The sequence below is a fragment of the Klenkia brasiliensis genome, assembly GCF_900100695.1.
Taxonomy (GTDB): domain Bacteria; phylum Actinomycetota; class Actinomycetes; order Mycobacteriales; family Geodermatophilaceae; genus Klenkia; species Klenkia brasiliensis.
Window position 1 is genome coordinate 196,833 of sequence record NZ_FNCF01000002.1, and the last position, 18,386, is coordinate 215,218.

19 protein-coding genes are annotated in these 18,386 nt (G+C 71.4%); 4 read left to right on the forward strand and 15 right to left on the reverse strand.

Annotated features, from left to right (window positions below; genetic code table 11):
* Nucleotides 1-65 precede the first annotated feature (65 nt).
* Together BLT39_RS05295 and BLT39_RS05300 are read left to right on the forward strand one after the other, a co-directional pair.
* The gene (locus tag BLT39_RS05295) at nucleotides 66-275 is read left to right on the forward strand and encodes a hypothetical protein (RefSeq protein ID WP_131801413.1); all 210 of its coding nucleotides are present in this window, start codon (nucleotides 66-68) and stop codon (nucleotides 273-275) included.
* Between the two features lie 178 nt (nucleotides 276-453).
* Nucleotides 454-2,064, forward strand: coding sequence for a methyl-accepting chemotaxis protein (locus BLT39_RS05300; protein WP_091060056.1), 1,611 nt, complete (start codon nucleotides 454-456; stop codon nucleotides 2,062-2,064).
* A gap of 2 nt (nucleotides 2,065-2,066) precedes the next feature.
* On the opposite strand, the gene BLT39_RS05305 is transcribed toward BLT39_RS05300, so the two are convergent.
* From BLT39_RS05305 to wrbA, 5 genes are read right to left on the reverse strand one after another with little or no spacing between them, the layout of a single operon-like run.
* Complete coding sequence (locus tag BLT39_RS05305) at nucleotides 2,067-2,963, reverse strand: isocitrate lyase/PEP mutase family protein (RefSeq protein ID WP_091060059.1); 897 nt, start codon at nucleotides 2,961-2,963, stop codon at nucleotides 2,067-2,069.
* A 54-nt stretch (nucleotides 2,964-3,017) separates the two neighbouring features.
* Nucleotides 3,018-4,070: a pyrimidine utilization protein A gene (gene rutA, locus BLT39_RS05310; RefSeq protein ID WP_091060063.1), complete on the reverse strand. Its 1,053-nt coding sequence runs from the start codon at nucleotides 4,068-4,070 to the stop codon at nucleotides 3,018-3,020.
* A 56-nt stretch (nucleotides 4,071-4,126) separates the two neighbouring features.
* Nucleotides 4,127-5,497: an MmgE/PrpD family protein gene (locus BLT39_RS05315; RefSeq protein ID WP_091060066.1), complete on the reverse strand. Its 1,371-nt coding sequence runs from the start codon at nucleotides 5,495-5,497 to the stop codon at nucleotides 4,127-4,129.
* 38 nt (nucleotides 5,498-5,535) lie between these two features.
* The gene (locus BLT39_RS05320; protein WP_091060068.1) at nucleotides 5,536-6,141 is read right to left on the reverse strand and encodes an isochorismatase family protein; all 606 of its coding nucleotides are present in this window, start codon (nucleotides 6,139-6,141) and stop codon (nucleotides 5,536-5,538) included.
* Nucleotides 6,138-6,752: an NAD(P)H:quinone oxidoreductase gene (wrbA, locus tag BLT39_RS05325; protein ID WP_091060071.1), complete on the reverse strand. Its 615-nt coding sequence runs from the start codon at nucleotides 6,750-6,752 to the stop codon at nucleotides 6,138-6,140. The genes BLT39_RS05320 and wrbA overlap by 4 nt, the downstream gene beginning before the upstream one ends.
* 88 nt (nucleotides 6,753-6,840) lie before the next feature.
* Here wrbA and BLT39_RS05330 point away from each other — a divergent pair, with 88 nt between their 5' ends.
* Nucleotides 6,841-7,542, forward strand: coding sequence for a FadR/GntR family transcriptional regulator (locus BLT39_RS05330; RefSeq protein ID WP_091060074.1), 702 nt, complete (start codon nucleotides 6,841-6,843; stop codon nucleotides 7,540-7,542).
* A gap of 432 nt (nucleotides 7,543-7,974) precedes the next feature.
* Here BLT39_RS05330 and BLT39_RS05335 read toward each other — a convergent pair whose 3' ends face one another.
* The 3 genes from BLT39_RS05335 to BLT39_RS05345 form a co-directional block, all read right to left on the reverse strand.
* On the reverse strand, nucleotides 7,975-9,795 hold the full coding sequence (locus tag BLT39_RS05335) for an ATP-binding protein (RefSeq protein WP_091060078.1): 1,821 nt from the start codon (nucleotides 9,793-9,795) through the stop codon (nucleotides 7,975-7,977).
* Nucleotides 9,796-9,971: 176 nt separating this feature from the next.
* On the reverse strand, nucleotides 9,972-10,226 hold the full coding sequence (locus tag BLT39_RS05340) for an ABC-F family ATP-binding cassette domain-containing protein (RefSeq protein ID WP_091060081.1): 255 nt from the start codon (nucleotides 10,224-10,226) through the stop codon (nucleotides 9,972-9,974).
* Nucleotides 10,227-10,336: 110 nt separating this feature from the next.
* Nucleotides 10,337-10,576, reverse strand: a complete 240-nt coding sequence (locus BLT39_RS05345; RefSeq protein WP_091060085.1) for a TetR family transcriptional regulator — start codon at nucleotides 10,574-10,576, stop codon at nucleotides 10,337-10,339.
* 189 nt (nucleotides 10,577-10,765) lie between these two features.
* Here BLT39_RS05345 and BLT39_RS05350 point away from each other — a divergent pair, with 189 nt between their 5' ends.
* Complete coding sequence (locus BLT39_RS05350; RefSeq protein WP_091060089.1) at nucleotides 10,766-11,200, forward strand: hypothetical protein; 435 nt, start codon at nucleotides 10,766-10,768, stop codon at nucleotides 11,198-11,200.
* Nucleotides 11,201-11,237: 37 nt separating this feature from the next.
* Here the strand turns inward: BLT39_RS05350 and BLT39_RS05355 are convergent, their stop codons facing one another.
* Genes BLT39_RS05355 through BLT39_RS05385 form a run of 7 tightly spaced genes read right to left on the reverse strand, consistent with a single transcriptional unit; the run spans nucleotide 11,238 to nucleotide 18,332 of the window.
* Nucleotides 11,238-12,293, reverse strand: coding sequence for an SIS domain-containing protein (locus tag BLT39_RS05355; RefSeq protein WP_091060093.1), 1,056 nt, complete (start codon nucleotides 12,291-12,293; stop codon nucleotides 11,238-11,240).
* A complete protein-coding gene (locus BLT39_RS05360; RefSeq protein WP_091060096.1) occupies nucleotides 12,290-13,036 on the reverse strand; it encodes an ATP-binding cassette domain-containing protein in 747 nt (248 codons plus the stop codon). Before BLT39_RS05360 ends, BLT39_RS05355 begins: the two co-directional genes overlap by 4 nt.
* Nucleotides 13,033-14,256: an alanine racemase gene (locus tag BLT39_RS05365; protein ID WP_091060099.1), complete on the reverse strand. Its 1,224-nt coding sequence runs from the start codon at nucleotides 14,254-14,256 to the stop codon at nucleotides 13,033-13,035. Before BLT39_RS05365 ends, BLT39_RS05360 begins: the two co-directional genes overlap by 4 nt.
* Nucleotides 14,257-14,259: 3 nt before the next feature.
* On the reverse strand, nucleotides 14,260-15,240 hold the full coding sequence (locus BLT39_RS05370; RefSeq protein ID WP_091060102.1) for an ABC transporter permease: 981 nt from the start codon (nucleotides 15,238-15,240) through the stop codon (nucleotides 14,260-14,262).
* Nucleotides 15,237-16,151, reverse strand: coding sequence for an ROK family protein (locus tag BLT39_RS05375; protein ID WP_091060106.1), 915 nt, complete (start codon nucleotides 16,149-16,151; stop codon nucleotides 15,237-15,239). Before BLT39_RS05375 ends, BLT39_RS05370 begins: the two co-directional genes overlap by 4 nt.
* Nucleotides 16,148-17,161, reverse strand: a complete 1,014-nt coding sequence (locus BLT39_RS05380; RefSeq protein ID WP_091060109.1) for a phosphotriesterase family protein — start codon at nucleotides 17,159-17,161, stop codon at nucleotides 16,148-16,150. Before BLT39_RS05380 ends, BLT39_RS05375 begins: the two co-directional genes overlap by 4 nt.
* Before the next feature lie 52 nt (nucleotides 17,162-17,213).
* On the reverse strand, nucleotides 17,214-18,332 hold the full coding sequence (locus BLT39_RS05385) for a substrate-binding domain-containing protein (RefSeq protein ID WP_091060114.1): 1,119 nt from the start codon (nucleotides 18,330-18,332) through the stop codon (nucleotides 17,214-17,216).
* Between the last annotated feature and the right edge of the window lie 54 nt (nucleotides 18,333-18,386).

Genomic DNA, 18,386 nt, shown 5'->3' on the forward strand with positions numbered 1-18,386 from the left:
GTGAGGCACACTCGATCGCGCACCACCGAGTGGCGTGGTGCGCGAGCTCGGGAGACGGTGCTGACGTGACGGCTGCTGCGGTGGACCCCCTGACCCATGTCCTGGCCCGGGTGCAGCACGTGCTGGGCGCCGGTCGCGCCGCCGAGGACGCAGCGGTCACCGCCGTCGGCCGGTTCCTGCGCGGTGACGAACCGGCCTGGTTGGGCGGTCGCACGGACGTCGTCCGGCTCGACGTGCTGACCGTCTGCGAGCTGCTCGCTCTCCGTCGCGGCTGACCTCCCCGGGTCGCCGTGTCGACCCGTCCGGGACGGTCACCGAGGAACTTGCAGCGACCTCCCAGGTTGCGCTCAACAGCGGAACCGGATCGTCCGTCAACGGGGACGCCCGGACGGACGGTCCGGGGATGCCGACGCCCCAGCCCCGGGCCGGCAGCGCGAGCTCCGAGGAGAACCCGTGACCACCACCGCCGGCCCCGCCCGCTTCTGGGCCGACCGCTCCATCCGCGTCAAGGTCCTGAGCGCCGTGGGTACGGCCTCCGTGGCCGCCGGGGCGATCGGCGTCCTGGGCCTGGTCTCGCTGAACTCCGCGGCCGACACCACCCAGGACCTCTACCGCAACAACCTGCTCAGCGTCGCGTCGCTGGGCGCCATGATGTCCGACGTCCAGGACATCCGGATCCAGAACCGGAACGCCATCCTGGCCGAGGACGACGCGGACACCCGGGCGGCGCTGCAGGCCGTCGACGAGGCCGCCGACCGGTTCCGCACCGGCCTCGAGGCCTACACGGCGTCCGGCGTGACCGACGAGAAGCAGGCCCTGGTCGACGACGCGGTGGCCGACCTGGACGCCTCGTCCGAGCTGATCGACCAGGTGCTGGCCCCGCTCGCCGAGGCCAGCGACTACACCGGCTGGATCCGGGCCAACACCGACCAGGTCAAGCCCCTGCTCGACACCGTCACCGACGACCTGCACCAGCTCAGCACCCTCGAGCAGCAGGACGCCTCGGACGCCGTGGAGTCGGCCGCGTCCGCGGCCTCGTCCTCCCGCTACCTCGTCCTGGCCGTGCTGGCCATCGGCATCGCCCTGGCGATGACGGTCGGCTGGCTGGTCGCGGCCGGGGTGTTCCGGGCGGTGCGCCGGGTGCAGGGCGTGACGGACGCGCTGGCCTCCGGCGACCTGACCGCGACCGCGGGCCTGACTGCGCGGGACGAGGTGGGCCGGATGGGCGAGTCGCTGGACAAGGCGCTGGCCCACCTGCGGGTCGTGATGGCCCAGGTGGCCGGGTCGGCCGACGCGGTGGCCGCCTCCAGCGAGGAGCTGTCGGCCTCGGCGGCGCAGATCGCGGCGTCGTCGGAGGAGACCTCGGTGCAGTCCACCGCGGTGACCGGTGCCGCGGAGGAGGTCTCGCGCAGCGTCGCCACGGTGGCGGCGGGCGCGGAGGAGATGAACGCGTCGATCCGGGAGATCGCGCAGAACGCCAACCAGGCGGCCCGGGTCGCCGCGGAGGCGGTGGCGGAGGCGGAGGCCACCAACGCGACGATCACCAAGCTGGGTGTGTCGTCGAAGGAGATCGGCGACGTGGTGAAGGTGATCACGTCGATCGCTGAGCAGACGAACCTGCTGGCGCTGAACGCCACCATCGAGGCGGCGCGGGCGGGTGAGGCGGGCAAGGGCTTCGCGGTGGTGGCGAACGAGGTCAAGGAGCTGGCGCAGGAGACGGCGCGGGCGACGGAGGACATCGCGCGGCGGGTGGAGGCGATCCAGGCCGACACCGGTGGTGCGGTGGCCGCGATCGGCCGGATCGGTGAGGTGATCGGGCAGATCAACGACTACCAGCTGACCATCGCCAGCGCCGTGGAGGAGCAGACCGCGACCACGAACGAGATGTCCCGCAGCGTGGCCGAGGCCGCCGGCGGCACGACGGAGATCGCCGCGAACGTCACCGGCATCTCCACGGCCGCCGACTCCACGACCCAGGCGCTCTCGCAGACCCGGCTGGCCGTCGACGAGCTGTCCCGGATGGCCGCCGACCTGCGCACCGGCGTCGGCGCCTTCACCTACTGAGGTCAGACCGCGAAGCGGGCCTCGTCCTCCCGGATCCCGGGCAGGCCGATGGTCTCCAGGAACCCGCCGAAGTCGCCCATCGGGGAGCCCTCGGTGGACGAGGTCCGCTTGAGCGTCGACAGCGCGGTCTGCATGGCCTGGGTGGCGGCCAGCAGCGTGCTGATCGGGAAGAGCACCAGCGAGAAACCGAGCTCGGCGACCGTGTCCATGGTCAGGCCCTCGGTCGCACCGCCCTCCACCCAGTTGAACAGCAGGTGGTGGCCCTTCAGCTGGGTGGCGACCAGCTCGACGTCCTCGGCGGTGCGGGGGGCCTCGACGAACAGGACGTCGGCGCCGGCGTCGGCGAACCGCAGCGCCCGGTCGATCGCCGCGCGGGTGCCCTCCACCTGCGCGACGTCGGTGCGGGCGATGACCACCAGGTCGGGGTCGGTGCGCGCGGCGACGGCGGCGCGGACCTTGGCCACCGCCTCCTCGACGTCCACCACGGCCTTGCCGGTCATGTGCCCGCAGCGCTTGGGCGAGATCTGGTCCTCCAGCTGCAGCCCGGCGACGCCGGCCTGCTCGTACTCCCGCACGGTGCGGACGACGTTGAGCGCGTTGCCGTAGCCGGTGTCGGCGTCGGCGATCAGCGGGACCTCGACCGCCTGCGCCATCCGCCGGGCGTTGTCGGTCATCTCGGCACCGCCCAGCAGCCCGATGTCGGGGCGGCCGAGCAGCGAGGCCGACGTCCCGAAGCCGGTCATGTAGACGACGTCGAAGCCGGCCTGCTGCACGAGCCGGGCGCCGAGCGCGTCGTAGGCGCCGGGGGCCACCAGCGGACGACGGGACTCCTGCGCGGCGGCCAGCAGCTCCCGGAGGCGGGCACGCGGGTTCGGGCGGGGGGCGACGAACGAGCTCACAGCTGTCCTCTCACGGGCGGACCGGCGGGGCCCGGGTGCGGGCCCCGCCGGCGATCAGCCGAGCAGCGGCTTGACCTTCTCGCCGAAGGTCTTCACGCCCTGCTCGAAGTCGTCGAAGGTGAACATCATCCCCTTCACCCCCGGCATCTTGGCCACCTCGTCGATCTGCCGGGCGACCGTCTCCGGGGAGCCGACGAGGGTGGCCATGTTGAAGTTGACCGCGCCCTCGGGGAGGTTGATCGTCCGCGCGGTGCCGCCGTCGTCGGCCGTGGTGTCGCGCGAGCCCTCGTCGCTCATGTAGCCCAGCGCCGCGAGGTCAGCGCCGTCGTGGTAGCTCTTCCACTTGGCCTGGGCCTCCTCGTCGGTGTCGGCGATGATCGCCATGAACAGCGGCAGCGAGCCGACGTCCCGGCCGGTCGTCGCCGCGGCGGCGGCCAGCTTCTCGGTGGGCTCCCGGTAGGTCTCGGGGGTGTTGATGCCCGGGGAGAGGATGAAGTTGTAGTCGCCGTGCTCGGCGCAGAAGCGCATGCCGCGCTCGCTCTGCCCGGCGCAGACGATGTCGATGTGCGCGCTGGGCTGCGGGGACAGCTTGCAGTCGGTCATCTGGAAGTACTGCCCGTCCAGGTCGCAGGTGCCCTTCTCCCAGAGGTCGCGCAGCACCTGCACGTACTCGGTGGAGTAGTCGTAGCGGTAGCCGAAGTAGTCGTCGCCGGGCCACAGGCCCATCTGCGAGTACTCGCCCGACGCCCAGCCGGACACGATGTTGACCCCGAACCGGCCCGGGGCGATCGAGTCGATGGTGGTGGCCATCCGGGCCACCAGGGCCGGGGGCAGGGTGAGGACGGCGGTCGACGCGTAGAGCTTGATCTTCTCGGTGACGGCGGCCAGGCCGGCCATCAGGGTGAACGACTCCAGGTTGTGGTCCCAGAACTCGGTCTTCCCGCCGAACCCGCGCAGCTTGATCATCGACAGCGCGAAGGCGAAGTCCTGCGCCTCGGCCTCCTGCACGATGCGCTTGTTGAGCTCGAAGCTCGGCATGTACTGGGGTGCGTTCTCGCTGATCAGCCAGCCGTTGTTCCCGATCGGGATGAAGACGCCGAAGTCCATGCCTGCTCCTCTGGTCTGCAAGGGGGTGTTCCGGCGTCGCTGCCGGGGTCTGGGGGTCAGCCGGCGGCGCAGGCCTCGGCGAAGTCGCGGGCGGAGCCGCCGTCCCCGAGGGACAGGACGGCGGCGAGCACCCGCTCGGTGGTGGCGTCGTCGGCGACCGGGGCCATCGACTCCCGGTACTTGGCGACGACGTCGGCGTCGGTGAGCGGCCGGTCGGCGTGGCCGCGGTTGACCTGCTCGCGGTGGGCGAGCACCCGGCCGTCGGTGGTGGTGACCTGCACCCAGCCGGAGTAGGCAGCCGGGAAGGCGCTCTCGTAGTCGGGGACGACCTCGACCTTCCGGGCCAGGGCGAGCACCTCCGGGTCGCGCAGGGCCTCCTCGGACAGCTCGGCCAGGGTGAACCGGTCCCGGGCCAGCGCGGTGGAGACGATGTAGGGCAGCGAGAACTTCGCGTCGTACTCGTCGCGCGGTGCCCACTTGGCCGCGGCGGGCTCGCAGACCACCTTGCCCGGCACCGGGTGGATGGCGCACCGGACCGAGGCCACGTCGGCGGCGGTGAGGCCGTGCTCGGCGCGCAGCAGCAGGACGGCGTCGGCGAAGGCGTGCGCGAAGTGGCAGACCGGGAAGGGCTTGACCGCCGTCTCCGGGGTCTCCCACCGCTGCCCGAGGCCGTCGGCGACCAGCTCGGGGTGGGTGTCGCGGCCGGACAGGTGGCTGGCGAACAGGCCGAACCGGCCCTCGTAGACCGCCTCCGGCCCGCTCCAGCCGGCCTTCGCGAAGGTGGCGGCGGTGATGCCGGACTGCGCGGCCCAGCCCGGGTGCAGCCGCTTGGTCCACGAGCCGTCCTCGAGGAACTCCAGCAGCCCGGCGGCCATCGACCCGACCACGCCCTGCGCGGCGACGAGCTGGTCGGCGTCCAGGCCGGCGATCTTGCCCGCGGCCACGGCGGACCCGAACGCCCCGGCCACCGCGGTGGGGTGGAAGCCCAGGTCGTGGAAGGCGCCGGCCCCGGCCAGGCCCACCCGGGCGGACACCTCGACGCCGAGCAGGTAGCCCAGCAGCAGGTCGCGGGTGGAGGCGTCGGCCGCGACCGCCGCGCTGATGGCGGCGGGCAGGGCCGCGGCGGAGACGTGGGTGACGGCGCCGATGTGGGTGTCGTCGAAGTCCAGCCCGTGCACGAGCACGCCGTTGAGCACGGCGGCGTCCCGCGCGGACAGCCGGGTCTTGGACCCCAGCACGGGGACGTCGCCGGTGCCGAAGGTGGCGAGCGCGTCGGCGGCGACGTCGGCGAACGGGTGCGCGGACGAGGCGAAGGCCAGCCCCACGGCGTCGAGCACGAGGTGGCGGGCGCGGTCCAGCACGGGTGGGGGGACGTCGTCCCAGGTGGTGCGGGCGACGACGTCGGCGACCTGTCGGGCGATGCTCATGGGGCTCCCTCCTGTGATCGCGACCATATGTCAGACGTTTAGGCGGGGGAAGACCCCAGCGCGCGGAACCAGGCCGCCCCGTCGGGCACGACGTCGGCGTACCGGGCGTCCAGATCGACCAGCGCGGCGTCGTGGATCGCCGTGGACCGGTCGGCCACCGCGTCGGCCAGGACGACGGGGGCGTAGTCCAGGGAGGCGGCGTCGACGACGGTGGCCCGCACGCAGCCGGCGGTGGTGAACCCGGCGACGGCGAGGGTGTGCACGTCCAGGTCGTGCAGCAGGTCGTCCAGGTCGGTGCGCACGAAGCCCGAGGCGCGCTTCTTGGTGACCACGGGCTCGCCCTCGACGTAGCCGACGCGGGGGTCGAGCTCCGCCAGGTCCGCGCCCGGGCGCAGCTGGGTGAGCGCAGGGGCCTTCGCCGTCCACACCGGGCCGAGGTCCTCGCCCTCGTCGAAGACCACCCGCAGCCAGACGACGGGGACGCCGGCCTCCCGGGCCGCCGCGGCCGCCCGACCGCAGGCCAGGGCCGCCTCGTCGACCGCGGGGTCGAGGGTGAACAGCTTCTGGCAGTCGACCAGGACCAGGCCGGGGCGCTCGGTGGTGTCCAGCCGGCCGACGCCGACCCGGACGGCCTCGGCGGTCATCCCTCGACCGCGGTGGCCACGGCGCCGGCGAACCGGGCGAGGCGGACGCCCTGCAGCCGGCAGGCCTCCAGGGACACGTCGTCGGGGACGGCGCCGGAGCGGGAGACGAACGAGCCGCCGTAGGGGTTGCCCGACTCCTTCATCAGGTGCCGCTCGCCGTAGCCGAGGGGCAGCACGAGCGAGCCCCAGTGGTAGAGCACGTTGTTCATCGCCAGGATCGTCGACTCCAGGCCGCCGTGGCCGGTGCTGGCGCTGGTGAAGGCGGTGCCGACCTTGTCCGCGAGCTTCCCCTGGAACCACAGGCCGCCGGTGGTGTCGAGGAACTCCTTGAGCTGGCCCGAGGGCAGGCCGAAGCGGGTGGGGCTGCCCAGCGCGATGCCGTTGGCCCACTCGAGGTCGTCGAGGGTGGCGGTCTGGTACCTCGCCTCGTCGACGAAGGCCTGCCATTTCGGGTTGGCCGCGATGGCCTCTGCGGGGGCGAGCTCGGGGACGATCCGCAGCCGGACCTCGGCACCGGCCTCCTCGGCGCCCCTCCCGATCGCGTCGGCCATCGCGGCCAGGTTGCCGGTGGCGGAGTAGAAGACGACGGCGATGCGGGGGGTGACGGGCACGGCCCCATCAAAGGGTCAGACGATTGGCGCCGTCAACGCCCCCGGTGTCAACACCGTGTGAACCGCTGCCGCTGGCAGACTGCGCAGCGTGACCGGCCCCGCGTACGCCGTGCTGGCGGGCAGCATCCGCGCCCGCATCCTGTCCGGCGAGCTCGTGCCGGGCGAGCGGCTTCCCAACGAGCAGGAGCTGTCGGCCGAGTTCGGGGTCGGCCGGTCCACGGTGCGCGAGGCGCTGCGGTCGCTGGCGTCGCAGGACCTGATCCAGACCACCCGCGGGGTGTCCGGCGGCAGCTTCGTCAGCGTGCCGACCGCGGCCCACCTGTCGGCGCACCTGGAGACCGGGGTGGCGCTGATGGCCGCCGCCGAGCGGGTGACGGTCGGTCAGCTGATGTCGCTGCGGCACCTGCTGGAGGTGCCCGCCGCCGGCGAGGCCGCCCGGAACCGCACCGACGAGCAGCTCGACGACCTGCGGCGGGCCGAGTTCGACCCCTCCGTGGAGTCCGGCGACGCGACCTACGCGGCGAACCAGGACTTCCACCTCGTGCTGCTGCGGGCCACGGGCAACCCGCTGCTGGAGGTCATCACCGCGCCGCTGTTCCGGGTGCTGGCCACCCGCTTCGGCCGCGACCACGCACCCGACGGGTTCTGGGCCTGCGTCGCCGACGACCACGCGGAGCTGCACGACCTGGTCGCCGCCCGCGACGCCGAGGGTGCCGTCGCCGCCATGCGCCGGCACCTGGACCACCTGACCGGCGCCTACCAGCAGATGGACCGCCTCAGCCGGAGTTAGCGTGCCTTTTCGGCTTCTCGATCACTTCGGCCACGGACGTATGCTCACCGGTAAGCAAATTTTCTTGGTGCTCCGATAGTGGAGGTCCAGGAGAAGGAAATAACAAGCGTACGGGGTTCGCTACTCATAGATTGAAGCGCCAGCCCGGCTGAACGAATTTCGCCAGCTTATCCAATTGTGAGTTGCTGCTCGTCGTCCACCCAGCCGTTGCGTCGAGCCGCTGGTGTCGCCGCACGAGATCCTGGCCAGTAAGAAGTCCACTCCGTCCTCAATCTCGTTCGAGAGTCCCTAGCTCTCTCGTCGCTGAATGCGTAAGGTCGCTCAGCAATGTCACGCAAAAGTTTATACCTCTCGGTGATCCACCCCCCCAGAGAAAATACAACAAGAGCAATCATCAATTGAATCGTTTTATCGTCGAAACCGTCACCGGGCCTACTTTGTCTGCTCGTCAAGTAACTGTTGAACCTTGCTCGAGAGCGTATTTAGCGCCGCTAACACTGGCTGCCGAGCTATGACAGCGAGAAAGAACGCCTCGGAGTTTTTGAAGTTGGACACGTTGCGGACGAAGTCGCTTGCTATCCACTTCCCTCTGACCATAGGCCAAAGCGAGGGGGATGATGCCAATTCTTGGCTCGCAGCCGAGAGCGCCTCCGAGATGTCGGCGGGGTCCAGCTGAGGAAGGGTCCCTGCCATGGCATCGAGGCGAGATCGAGCCTGATCCCCGCGGGGTGACGGCCACAACACACTGGTCTTTTCGCGCAACTGTCGAACGGCCACCTCGATTACGGATTCATCCGCGTGATCTTTAAGGAGACGATCGAGTTCGGCCTTAAGGGCAGGCACCGTGGCAAACGGTGGCTTAATCAAAGCACCATCAATTGCGGCCTGAAGGAATTCGTCGTCGGAGAGAAGGACTCCCTCGAGATCGGCGGCATCCCACGAGTGGACCATGCTGCTGATTGCTGTGGGAACTGGCGAAGCTCCAACATCAGCGTCTATAACACCCAGGATTGGCATTTCCAAATCCGCCAGTGCGCTGACCGTCTTGAGTACAGGATCTCTACCGCCGGAATTGCGGATAAATGCTGCGCCGAGGGCGGGAATGAGTTTGGGGAGGACTAGTGAATCGAAATCCCCCTCAACAACCAGGAGCATCGAACTCTGGGTGAGGGCGCTGGCTCGAAAACCGGCGGAACGATACAGTTCGAGCCGGTCCGATTCGGTGCTAATTGTGGACGCCGGGCCTGAGTGGGTAAGACGGATGATTGACTCCGGGGGGATACCGTCCAATATTGCGGGGCTGTGAGTGGCCATAATGAGTTGTCCGCCTTCTTGCATGCCGAGATCAAGCGCACTGACCAACCGGCTGCTTAGGGCCGGATGGAGGTGGACATCCGGCTCGTCAATGACCATCAAGGAGTATCCGCTTGAAGCGCGGAACACTCGGCTAATGATTATGAGTGCTTGCCGTTCGCCGCTTGAAAGATCGCCGACCCCGTGGCTAGACCCGCCGGGAATTTCGATGCGAAGGTCGGTTGGATTTTGTCGAGTAAGTGAGCCTAGGGCCTTCGGGTATATCAATTGATCGACCGCTGCACGAAAACGCGCCCATGCGTCAGCTTCGCCGCCATCTGGGCCACCGTCTTCGTCGTTCGGGAGGCTGGCAGCGACGCATAAGGCACGTGCGTAAGATTCGAACTCAGAGTCACTGAGTTGCCCCATCCCGACAGCTGACGAGCGTGCGTTCGCCAGGGCGCTCTGAGCTCGGTCGTCTGCGAGTTGGTTCAAGTCGATAGGCCCTGGACCGGTTGGGACCAGCGACCGCTCGGCTGGCAAATAGATGGCATTGAGCGACGGGAAGCGGCTAAGTATCTGCTGCTGTTGAAATGCGTAAAACGTTGCAAGGTGTTCCTGTGGGCCCAGGTTCAAGACACCCGATTCACCGTAGTAAGTCTTCACGATTTCGACTGTCGCGGGCGGGCGGCCCTGGTTCCAGCCGCTTTGTCTGTCGTACTGAACGATCGCATCTAACTCTTCTTCTGAGAACTGCACTTCTAGGGTGACAGTGGACGCATGTCGACGGTCGGCCGGGCTGGGGATGGATCCGGTCCACAACGACATGAGGCAAGCTAGAAGGCGGCTCTTGCCCGTGCCGTTCGCTCCGGCGACGGCGGTCAATCGGCCATTTGGGAACTCCAGTAGGGCGTCATGGAGTCCGCCGATGTTCTCTGTTTTTAACTTGGTGATACGCATAGCGCCCCTTGAACTGTGCTGGCCGGGTACCCATTCTGGCTTGCGACTCTGCGAGATGCCAGTGCGCCATGTGGGTCTGCGCGAGTAGCGGGGCGCCGGGTCGGGGCGACTTTCGCAAGTTGGCCATTAACAACCAGCCGGGGGAGGGGGCGCATCTGCGCTCCAGTTGGCGGTTCCTACTTTGAGACCTTCGGGCTCGGCCTGTGGAACAGTCGCCCGAGCGCTGTGCGGGCCAGCCCGCGCCGAGGCCCGTCGATATCGCCCAGGCTGTCCACGTCCACGCCGGAGATGATGGCGAGCGGCAGGCGCGCGTCAATCTCCGAGTCGGCTGACCCCGATGTGGTCATGACCTCGACCATCTGCGCTCGCAAGCTGCGCAGCCACCCCGCCGCCGACTCCTGCAGCGCCGGTCGCCATGCCGACTTGACCATCAGCTCTTAGTCGGTGATCAACTGCTTCCCGCACGCCGAGCATCCCTCGATCATGTAGTTGGCGACGGCGTCAGCCATCTCGACGAGCGTCCCCGAGGCTAGGCGGGCGATCACGCATGCAATCGTGCGCCCTCGATCTCCGAGTGGCGGGCGAACGCGGCCTTCACCAGCTTGTCCTTGCCGGTGACGTACCAGCTCACTACAGCAAGTTGCGCCCCGGCCTCGGCGGCCAGCCCGCGCATCGACAACCCGGCTAGGCCGTCGCGGGCGATGATCCGCAGCGTCGCGTCCGGCAGCTCGGCCTTGCGCGACGCCCCGTTGCGGCTCGGCGGCTCGGTCGCGGCACCCATCCTCCCCGGGCTTTGTGCCCCGCATCGCGATCGTGCTCAAGGTGAGTGGTCGTCCAATTCTGAGTGGAGCACCAGCTTGGGTTATGGGGCGCTGAGGGCGTTTCCGCGGAAAGGGGTAAGCCGCTTCACCAGGCCGGTTCCATGGGCGGTGAGGACGTCGATGACCTCAAAGGCGGCCGGCACGTCTGATTGAGCGCCGAGCAGTACCGGGAGCGGTTCGGGCGCGAACCCGAGCCTCCTGACGAGCCCACGGACCCGTGGCCCGACCCGGGCGCCTGGCTCGGCTGGACGCAGCCCTGGCCGCCGCCGTCCGTCGTGGTCGTCATGGCCGACCACGGGGACGTGTACCTGTGGAACCGGTCGCCCGGGCGAGACCCCTGGTGCAACAGCTACACCCTGGCCCCGAAGGTGCTCGGCATCAGCCCCGGCCTGACCGGCCGGCTGCGGGCTTGGAAGGGGCGGTACGGCCTGCACGAGATGCCGGCGGCTTGGATCGACGAGGGCTGGACGCCCGCGCACGACTTGCAGGAGCAGTTCGACGCCCGCGGTCTGGACGTCGCGGTGCGTCACCACGACGCGGACGCCTCCGAGCCCGCCGTGCGGGGTTACCGACGTCCCCGGTGAGTCCGGGGGACGGCGACGGGGAGGCGCGGCGGCAGCGTCAGTGGGTGCGGGTGACCTTGGCCAGGCCCTCCGGGGTGTCGGGGTCCAGGCCCCGGCCCAACGCGGCGGCGTGGGCCAGGAGCTGGAACGGCAGGATCTCCAGCAGCGGCAGCAGGGTCTCGTCGACGTGCGGGGGCAGGGGCACCTCGTGGGCGGGGGAGAGACCGGCGGGCGGTCCCACCGTCACCACGGTCGCCCCCAGGTCGGCGGCCCGCGTCCCGAAGTCGGTGACCGAGGCCCGGGCCGCGGAGCCGGCGGTCAGCAGGAGGACCAGCGTCCCCGGCCCGACCTGGCCCAGCGGGCCGTGGGTGGCGTCGGCCGCGCTCCACCCCGAGGCGGCCACCCGGTTGGTCTCCATGAGCTTGAGGGCGCCCTCGCGGGCGCTGGACATCGACAGGCCCCGCCCGACCACCAGCATCCGGTCGGTGGCCAGGGCGGCGTCGACCACCGGACCGCCCGGCAGGTCCGCCCGCAGCACCTCCTCGGCGGCCGTCACCGCGCCGCCGACCCGGGCCCGGACGGCGTCCCAGGGGTCGCCGGCGGCGAGGGAGACCACCGCGTGCAGGGCCAGCAGGCTCGCCGTGTAGGTCTTGGTCGCCGCCACCGACAGCTCCGGACCGCAGCCCAGGTCCAGGTGCAGGTCGCCGAGCCGGGCGACGGTGCTGCCCGGGGTGTTGGTGATCGACAGGACGGTGACGCCGGCCGCCTTCGCCGCCCGCACCGTCTCGATCAGGTCCGGGGACTCGCCGGACTGCGACACCGCGACCAGCACGGCGCGCGGGTAGCGCAGCTGCGCCCGGTAGGCGGTGAACGCACTCGGCGTCGCCAGCATCGCGGGGATGCCGAGCCGGGCGTGCACCAGGTACTGCGCGTAGGTGGCGGCGTGGTCGCTGGTGCCCCGCGCGGCCAGCACGACCAGCTCGGGGTCGACGTCCCGCAGCAGGTCGGCGGCGGCCTGCAGGTCGGCGGCGCCCTCGTCGACCAGTCGCGCCCAGACCGCGGGCTGCTCCTCGATCTCCCGGCGCAGCAGACCGCCGGGCAGCACGGCCGTCACGACGACAGCCCGGTGATCATGCCGATGACCTCGTTCTTGTCGGTCCCGGCGGTGGGCCGGGTGCCCACCTGGGTGCCGCGGCGCAGCACGGTCACCCGGTCGGCGATGCGGAAGACCTGGTCCAGGTTGTGCGACACGATGAGCACCGCCGCACCGCGGCTCTTGAGCTTGAGGATGACCTCCTCCACCTTGGCCGTCTCGGCGACGCCGAGGGCGGCGGTGGGCTCGTCCATGAGCACCAGGCCCGACGCCCAGTGGGTCGCCCGCGCGATGGCGATGCCCTGCCGCTGCCCGCCCGAGAGGTCACCGAGCAGGGCCCGGGCCGACGGGATGCGGACGTCGAGGTCCTCGACCAGCTGCTGGGTCTGCCGGGCCATCTCCTTGCGGTCGAGCACCCGCAGCGGTCCGCGGCGCAGTTCGCGGCCGAGGAAGAGGTTCATGTAGACCGGCTGCAGGTCCACCAGGGCGAGGTCCTGGTAGACCACCTCCACCCCCTTGGCGCGGGCGTCGGCGGCGTCGCGGAAGGTGACCTGCTCGCCGTTGATCTCGATGGTGCCCTCGCTGGGCTGGTACAGCCCCGAGATGATCTTGACCAGCGTGGACTTGCCGGCCCCGTTGTCGCCGACGAGGGCGACGATCTCGCCCGGGGCGACCTCCAGGTCGAAGCGCTGGATGGCGGTCACGCCGCCGAAGTGCTTGCTGACGCCCTCGAGGCGGAGAGGTGCTGCGGTCGTGGTGGTCATGACGGCCTTCCGGTTCCCAGGGCTGCGGTGACGGTGAGGGGGGCGGACCCGTCGGCCGCCCAGATGCCCGCCACCTCGGGCCGGCCGGTGGACAGGCCGCGGATGCCCGCGGTGAGCGCCCGGGTGACGAACACCTGCGGACGGAAGCCGAACAGCACGGTGTCGCCGGGGCGGGCCCGGTCGGCTGCACCGGGCACGATCGCGTAGTAGTCGATGGCGGAGGCGGCCGGCATGTCGACGTCCAGCTCGGCGGCGTCCTCGACGTCCACGTCGTCGCCGAGCACGAGGGCCCGGGTCGGCACGTCGCCGAGGACCGGGTCGACGTAGAGCCCGCCCCCGAAGACGTAGGCGTCGCCGCTCCAGGTGTGCGAGACCTCCGAGAGGTAGACGATCGCCGGGTCCTCGACCAGGTCCTGCACCGCGTGCAGCGGGGTGGTGCCGGTCAGCCCGTGGCCGGGCTCGACCTGCGTGGCGCCGGCCTCGGCCAGCGTCTGCAGCACCGACACCGACGTGGTCCCGGGGGCGTTGAGCTCGACGTCGGTGCGGCCGGCTGCCAGCAGTGCCTGCTTGACCCGGGTCAGGGTGCCGAGGTTCGGGGTCGAGCGCGCCGTGCCCGACGCCGCGTCGAACAGGGTGGCCGGGAAGCTGGTGACCCCGGCGAACCGGGCACCGGGCAGGTCGTCGACCAGGGCGGCCAGCGCCACGACGTCCTCGGGGGCGACGCCGCCCTCGTGACCCCGGTAGAAGCGGTCGCCGGGTGCGGCGACCCGGATGAGCAGGTCCTGCACCCGGCCGGCGCGCTCCGCCGCGGCGGCGGCCTCCCGGGCCTTGGCCTCGGAGAAGACCGTCCAGTACGAGGGCTGCAGGGCGGCGGCGTCGTCGGCCGAGTGCCGCGGGATCTGCACCAGGTGGCCCAGGTGGCCGATGCCCAGCCCGCCGGCCGCTGCGGCCACGGCGCACTCGAGGTCGACCCCGACGGCCTGGGCGATGCCGCCGGCGGCGATTGCCCGCGAGGCGTCGGGGTTCCGCCCGATCTGCTTGGTCATCGCGAACGGGGTCAGGCCCAGGCGCTGCGCCTCGGCGGTCACCGCCGCCGCGTTGCGCTCGACCGCGTCGAGGTCCAGCACGTAGGTGTTGGGCGGCAGCACGCCGGCCCGGTGGAAGGCGTGGGCGGCGCGCAGCAGCGGGACGGCACGCCGGCGGAGGAGGGGGAGGAACACGGGTCAGCCCTGCTTCTTGCCGCGGAGGGACAGGGAGACCGCCAGCAGGATGATGATCCCGCGGACGATCATCTGCTGGGACACGTTGAGCCCGGCCAGGATCAGGCCGTTGTTGATCATGCTGATGAGCAGCGAGCCGATCAGGGCGCCGACCATCGAGCCCTTGCCACCGGTCAGCGCGGTGCCCCCCACGATGACCGCGGCGAGCACCGAGAGCAGGTCGCTCTCGCCGAGGGTGTAGCGCGCGCCCTGCAGCCGGCCGGAGTACAGCAGCGCGGCCATCGCGGCCGTCATGCCGCTGACCACGAACACCCACATCCGCACCCGGTCCACCCGCACGCCGCTGACGCGGGCGGCCGAGGTGTTGTTGCCGACCGCGAGCACGTGCGCACCGAACCGGCGCTGCCGCAGCAGGTGCGCGCCGACGACCGTCACCACGACCGTCCACCAGATGATGGTGGGGATCCCGAGCAGGTCACCGCCGCCGAAGATCCACACGAACGCGTCGACGGTGACCGGCACCGACTGCAGGTCGGTGAGCTGCCGGGCGATGCCGGTGACCAGGCCCATCGAGGCGAGCGTGACCAGGAACGACGGCAGCCGGACGTAGGTCACGAAGACCCCGTTGACCGCGCCGACCGCCGCGCCCACCGCGAGACCGGCGGCAGCCCCCAGCAGCCAGTTGCCGGTGGACTCCAGCACCAGCGCGGCACCGAGGGAGGCCAGCGCGACGGTGGACCCGATGGAGAGGTCGATCTCCCCGGTGCTCAGCACGAACACGGCCCCGACGGCCATGATCGCGATCGGCGCGGCCTGGATGACCACGTTCGTCAGGTTGGTCGGCGTCAGGAAGTACTGCGCCTGGGTGACCGCGAAGAACAGGAAGGTCAGCAGGAAGCCGATGTAGACGACGCTCGCGCGCCAGTCGACCGCCGGTAGCCGCCGGCTCGTGCCCTCGCGGGTGTCGGTGTCGGTGGTGCTCATCGGGTTCCTTCCAGGGCGGGTCCGGGGGCGTGGGCGCGGGCGAGGTGGATGGCCCCGAGGACCGGGGCCTGTGGGCCGAGGGTGCTGGCCCGGACGGCGAGGTCGGCGGCGCCGAGCTCGTCGAGGGTGCGCCGCAGCGGGGGGAGCAGCTCGGCCCGGGACCCGATGCCGCCGGTCAGCACGACGACCTCCGGGTCCAGGACCGCGCGGACGGCGACCAGCGCGAGGGCCAGCCAGTGCGCGTGCTCGGCGACGGCGTGGGCGGCGGCCGGGTCGGTCGCCACGGCGTCGAAGATCTCCGTCGTCGTCCAGCTGCGGCCGTCGTGGGCCCGCGGGGGCACCCGGGCGGCCAGGACGTCGCCGGCCACGGCCTCCTCGAGCGGGCCCCGCCGGTGGTGGGCGGGGTCGAAGGGGTCGGTGCCCAGCGGCAGGAAGCCGATCTCACCGGCGGCGCCCCGCGCGCCGCGCACCAACCGGCGGTCGACCACGACGCCCATGCCGATGCCCGTGCCGGAGGCGACGACCACGAAGGAGTCGTGCCGGGTGCCCACCCCGTGGTGCAGCTCGCCGAGCGCGGCGACGTTGACGTCGTTCTCCAGCACGACGGGGTGGCCGAGGTGGCGCGCCAGGTCGGGGCCGAAGGACGCGCCCGTCGGGAGGTCGAGGTTCGGGTGGAGGTCGAACCCGTCGTCCTCGGCCGCGCCCGCCCCGCCGACGGCGGTCACCTCGACGGCGGACAGCGGTACGCCCACCTCGCGGACCAGGGCGTGCTCGACCTCGAGGATGCGGCCGGCGAGGTCGCCGTGGGTGGCCACCCGCGTCTCGGCGAGCAGGTCGCCGTCCGGGCCGGAGATGCCGGCGTGGATCTTCGTGCCCCCGAGGTCGACGCCGACCACGTAGCCGGCGCTCACGCGGCGGCCGCCAGCAGCCGCGCGGGGGTGTGCCGGAGCAGCTGCTCGACCTGCTCGTCGGTGACGCCGCGGTCGGTGAGCATGGGCACGAAGACGTCGGCGAGGTAGCGGTAGCCGGTGGTGCCGTGGGTGTCGGCGTTCATCCACGCCTCGGCGCCGGTGAGGTCCTGGGCGAGCACCACGCGGTCGCCGAACCCCTCGGCGACCAGCCCGGCGACGAGGTCGGCGCGGCCGGCGTCGGAGCGGTGGAAGCACCGCTTGGCGAACTCGCCGTCGGCGCGGCCGCGCTGCGGCGGGCCGAGGAAGAACTCCCACTCCTGCTTGCCGATGGTGTCCACGGCGACGCACGCGCCGGTGGCGAGGACCCGGCGGGGCAGGTCGGGGTCGAGCTGGGTGTCCAGGTGCCCGACGACGACGCGGGCGGGGTCCAGGCCCTCGGCCACGAGCAGCTCGACCTGGTCGATGGCCAGGGTGCCGTGCGTGGTGTGGGTCATCAGCGCGGTGCCGGTGCGCAGCGCGGCGCGGGCCGAGGCGCGGAGGGCGCGCTCCTCGAAGGCGGACATCTCACCGAGGCCGGTCGCCTGCTCGCCGAGGACGCCGGCGCGGATGCCGGAGCCGCCGATGCCGGTGGTGAGGTCGGTGACCAGCCGGTCGGTCAGCTGCTCGACGGAGGCCTCGCGGGCCCAGGCAGGGGCCCAGGACTCGAGGTAGAGCGCGGTGCCGCTGATGACGTGCAGGCCGCTGCGCCGGGAGACCTCGGCCAGGAGGGCCACGTTCTCGCCGTCGGCGTCGCGGCCGACCACGCCGTAGGGGGAGAGGTCGACGACGGTGCCGAAGCCGCGGTCGGGGAGGCCGCGCAGGGCGTGCACGGCGAGCTCGACGGGGTCGCCCAGCGGGGCGTCGGCGGCGGTCCAGGGACCGGGGGAGAGGGAGAGCAGGTGCTCGTGCGGCATGACGCGGCCGAGCTCGTCGGCCGGCACCGGGCCGAGGACGGTCTGTACGTGGGGCATGGGATCCCTGCCTGTGGGGGTGGGGGCGGCCCGGGGCCGCCCCCACCGGCGATCAGTTGACGCTGCTGGGCAGGTCGGTGCCGTAGTCCTCGCGCCAGGCGTCCTCGAGGTTGTCGGTGGTCACCTTGACCGGCGGCGAGGCCACCAGGGCCGGGGCCTGCTTGTCCAGCACGCCGTAGGCGGCGGCCAGGGCCAGCCCGCGACCGATGTCGATCGAGCCGTTGCCCACCAGCCCGACGACGTTGCCGCCGTCGACCATGTCCGCGGCGAGGGTGGCGTCCAGGTCGTTGGTGACGACCTTGACGTCGGAGCGGCCGGCGTTGCGCAGGGCGGAGACGACGCCCTGGGCGGCGGTGGCCCAGGAGACGTAGATGCCGGTGATGTCGGGGTTGCGGGCGATCATCGCGGCCGCGACCTCCTCGGTCCGCGCCTCGTCGGCGAAGCCCTCCTCGGCCACGATCTGCATGTCGGGGTACTCGTAGCCCAGCCAGTTGCGGAAGGCCTCGTCGCGCTGGTTGGTGAACCAGAAGTCCGCGTCGTGGTAGATGTAGCCGACCTGGCCGCTGCCGCCCAGGGCGTCGCCGAGGATCTCCGCGTTGGCCCGGCCCGCCTCGGTCAGCGACTCGGTGACGATCGAGACGAACTGGTCGCCGGCGGTGTAGCCGGCCGGCGGCGTCGTCATCACGACCAGGGTCTTGCCGGCGTCGACGGCGGGCTGGAAGGCCGCCGCGGCCGAGGTCGGGTCGACCGCGATGGTCACGATGATGTCGGGGTCCAGGGCCAGCACGCTCTGCACGTTGTTGGCCTGGGTCGCGGCGTCGAAGTCGGCCTGCGTGCTGGCCACCACGTCGATGCCCAGGTCCTCGAACTCCTGCCGGGCGCCGTCCTCGACGGCGGAGACGAACTCCGAGGAGGTGTGCCAGACGAAGGCGGCGGTGTAGGAGCCGTCGCGGACAGTGGCCTCCTCCTCGTCGGTCAGGGTCAGCTCGTCGAGGTCCCCGGGCTGCTCCCCGTTGGGGCCCTGGAACTCCAGGCTCGGCTCGCTGGCCGGCGCGGCGTCGCCCGACGAGGACGGGGTGTCGTCGCCGCTGGAGCAGGCGCTCAGGGCCAGGGTCGTGCCGACGAGCGCGGCGGCCAGGGGCCGCAGCCGCCGGGAACGGGTGAGCTGCATGGGTGACCTCTCGGGGGGGTGTGCTGGGTGGTGGTGCGGAGTTTGCTTTCCGCT

Excerpts from the sequence above, each read along its gene's own strand:
- BLT39_RS05385 (WP_091060114.1), bottom strand. The coding sequence starts at position 18,332 with ATGCAGCTCACCCGTTCCCGGCGGCTGCGGCCCCTGGCCGCCGCGCTC.
- rutA (WP_091060063.1), bottom strand. The coding sequence starts at position 4,070 with ATGGACTTCGGCGTCTTCATCCCGATCGGGAACAACGGCTGGCTGATC.
- BLT39_RS05315 (WP_091060066.1), bottom strand. The coding sequence starts at position 5,497 with ATGAGCATCGCCCGACAGGTCGCCGACGTCGTCGCCCGCACCACCTGG.
- BLT39_RS05345 (WP_091060085.1), bottom strand. The coding sequence starts at position 10,576 with ATGGGTGCCGCGACCGAGCCGCCGAGCCGCAACGGGGCGTCGCGCAAG.
- BLT39_RS05360 (WP_091060096.1), bottom strand. The coding sequence starts at position 13,036 with ATGACCACCACGACCGCAGCACCTCTCCGCCTCGAGGGCGTCAGCAAG.
- BLT39_RS05335 (WP_091060078.1), bottom strand. The coding sequence starts at position 9,795 with ATGCGTATCACCAAGTTAAAAACAGAGAACATCGGCGGACTCCATGAC.
- BLT39_RS05380 (WP_091060109.1), bottom strand. The coding sequence starts at position 17,161 with ATGCCCCACGTACAGACCGTCCTCGGCCCGGTGCCGGCCGACGAGCTC.
- BLT39_RS05320 (WP_091060068.1), bottom strand. The coding sequence starts at position 6,141 with ATGACCGCCGAGGCCGTCCGGGTCGGCGTCGGCCGGCTGGACACCACC.
- BLT39_RS05340 (WP_091060081.1), bottom strand. The coding sequence starts at position 10,226 with ATGGTCAAGTCGGCATGGCGACCGGCGCTGCAGGAGTCGGCGGCGGGG.
- BLT39_RS05370 (WP_091060102.1), bottom strand. The coding sequence starts at position 15,240 with ATGAGCACCACCGACACCGACACCCGCGAGGGCACGAGCCGGCGGCTA.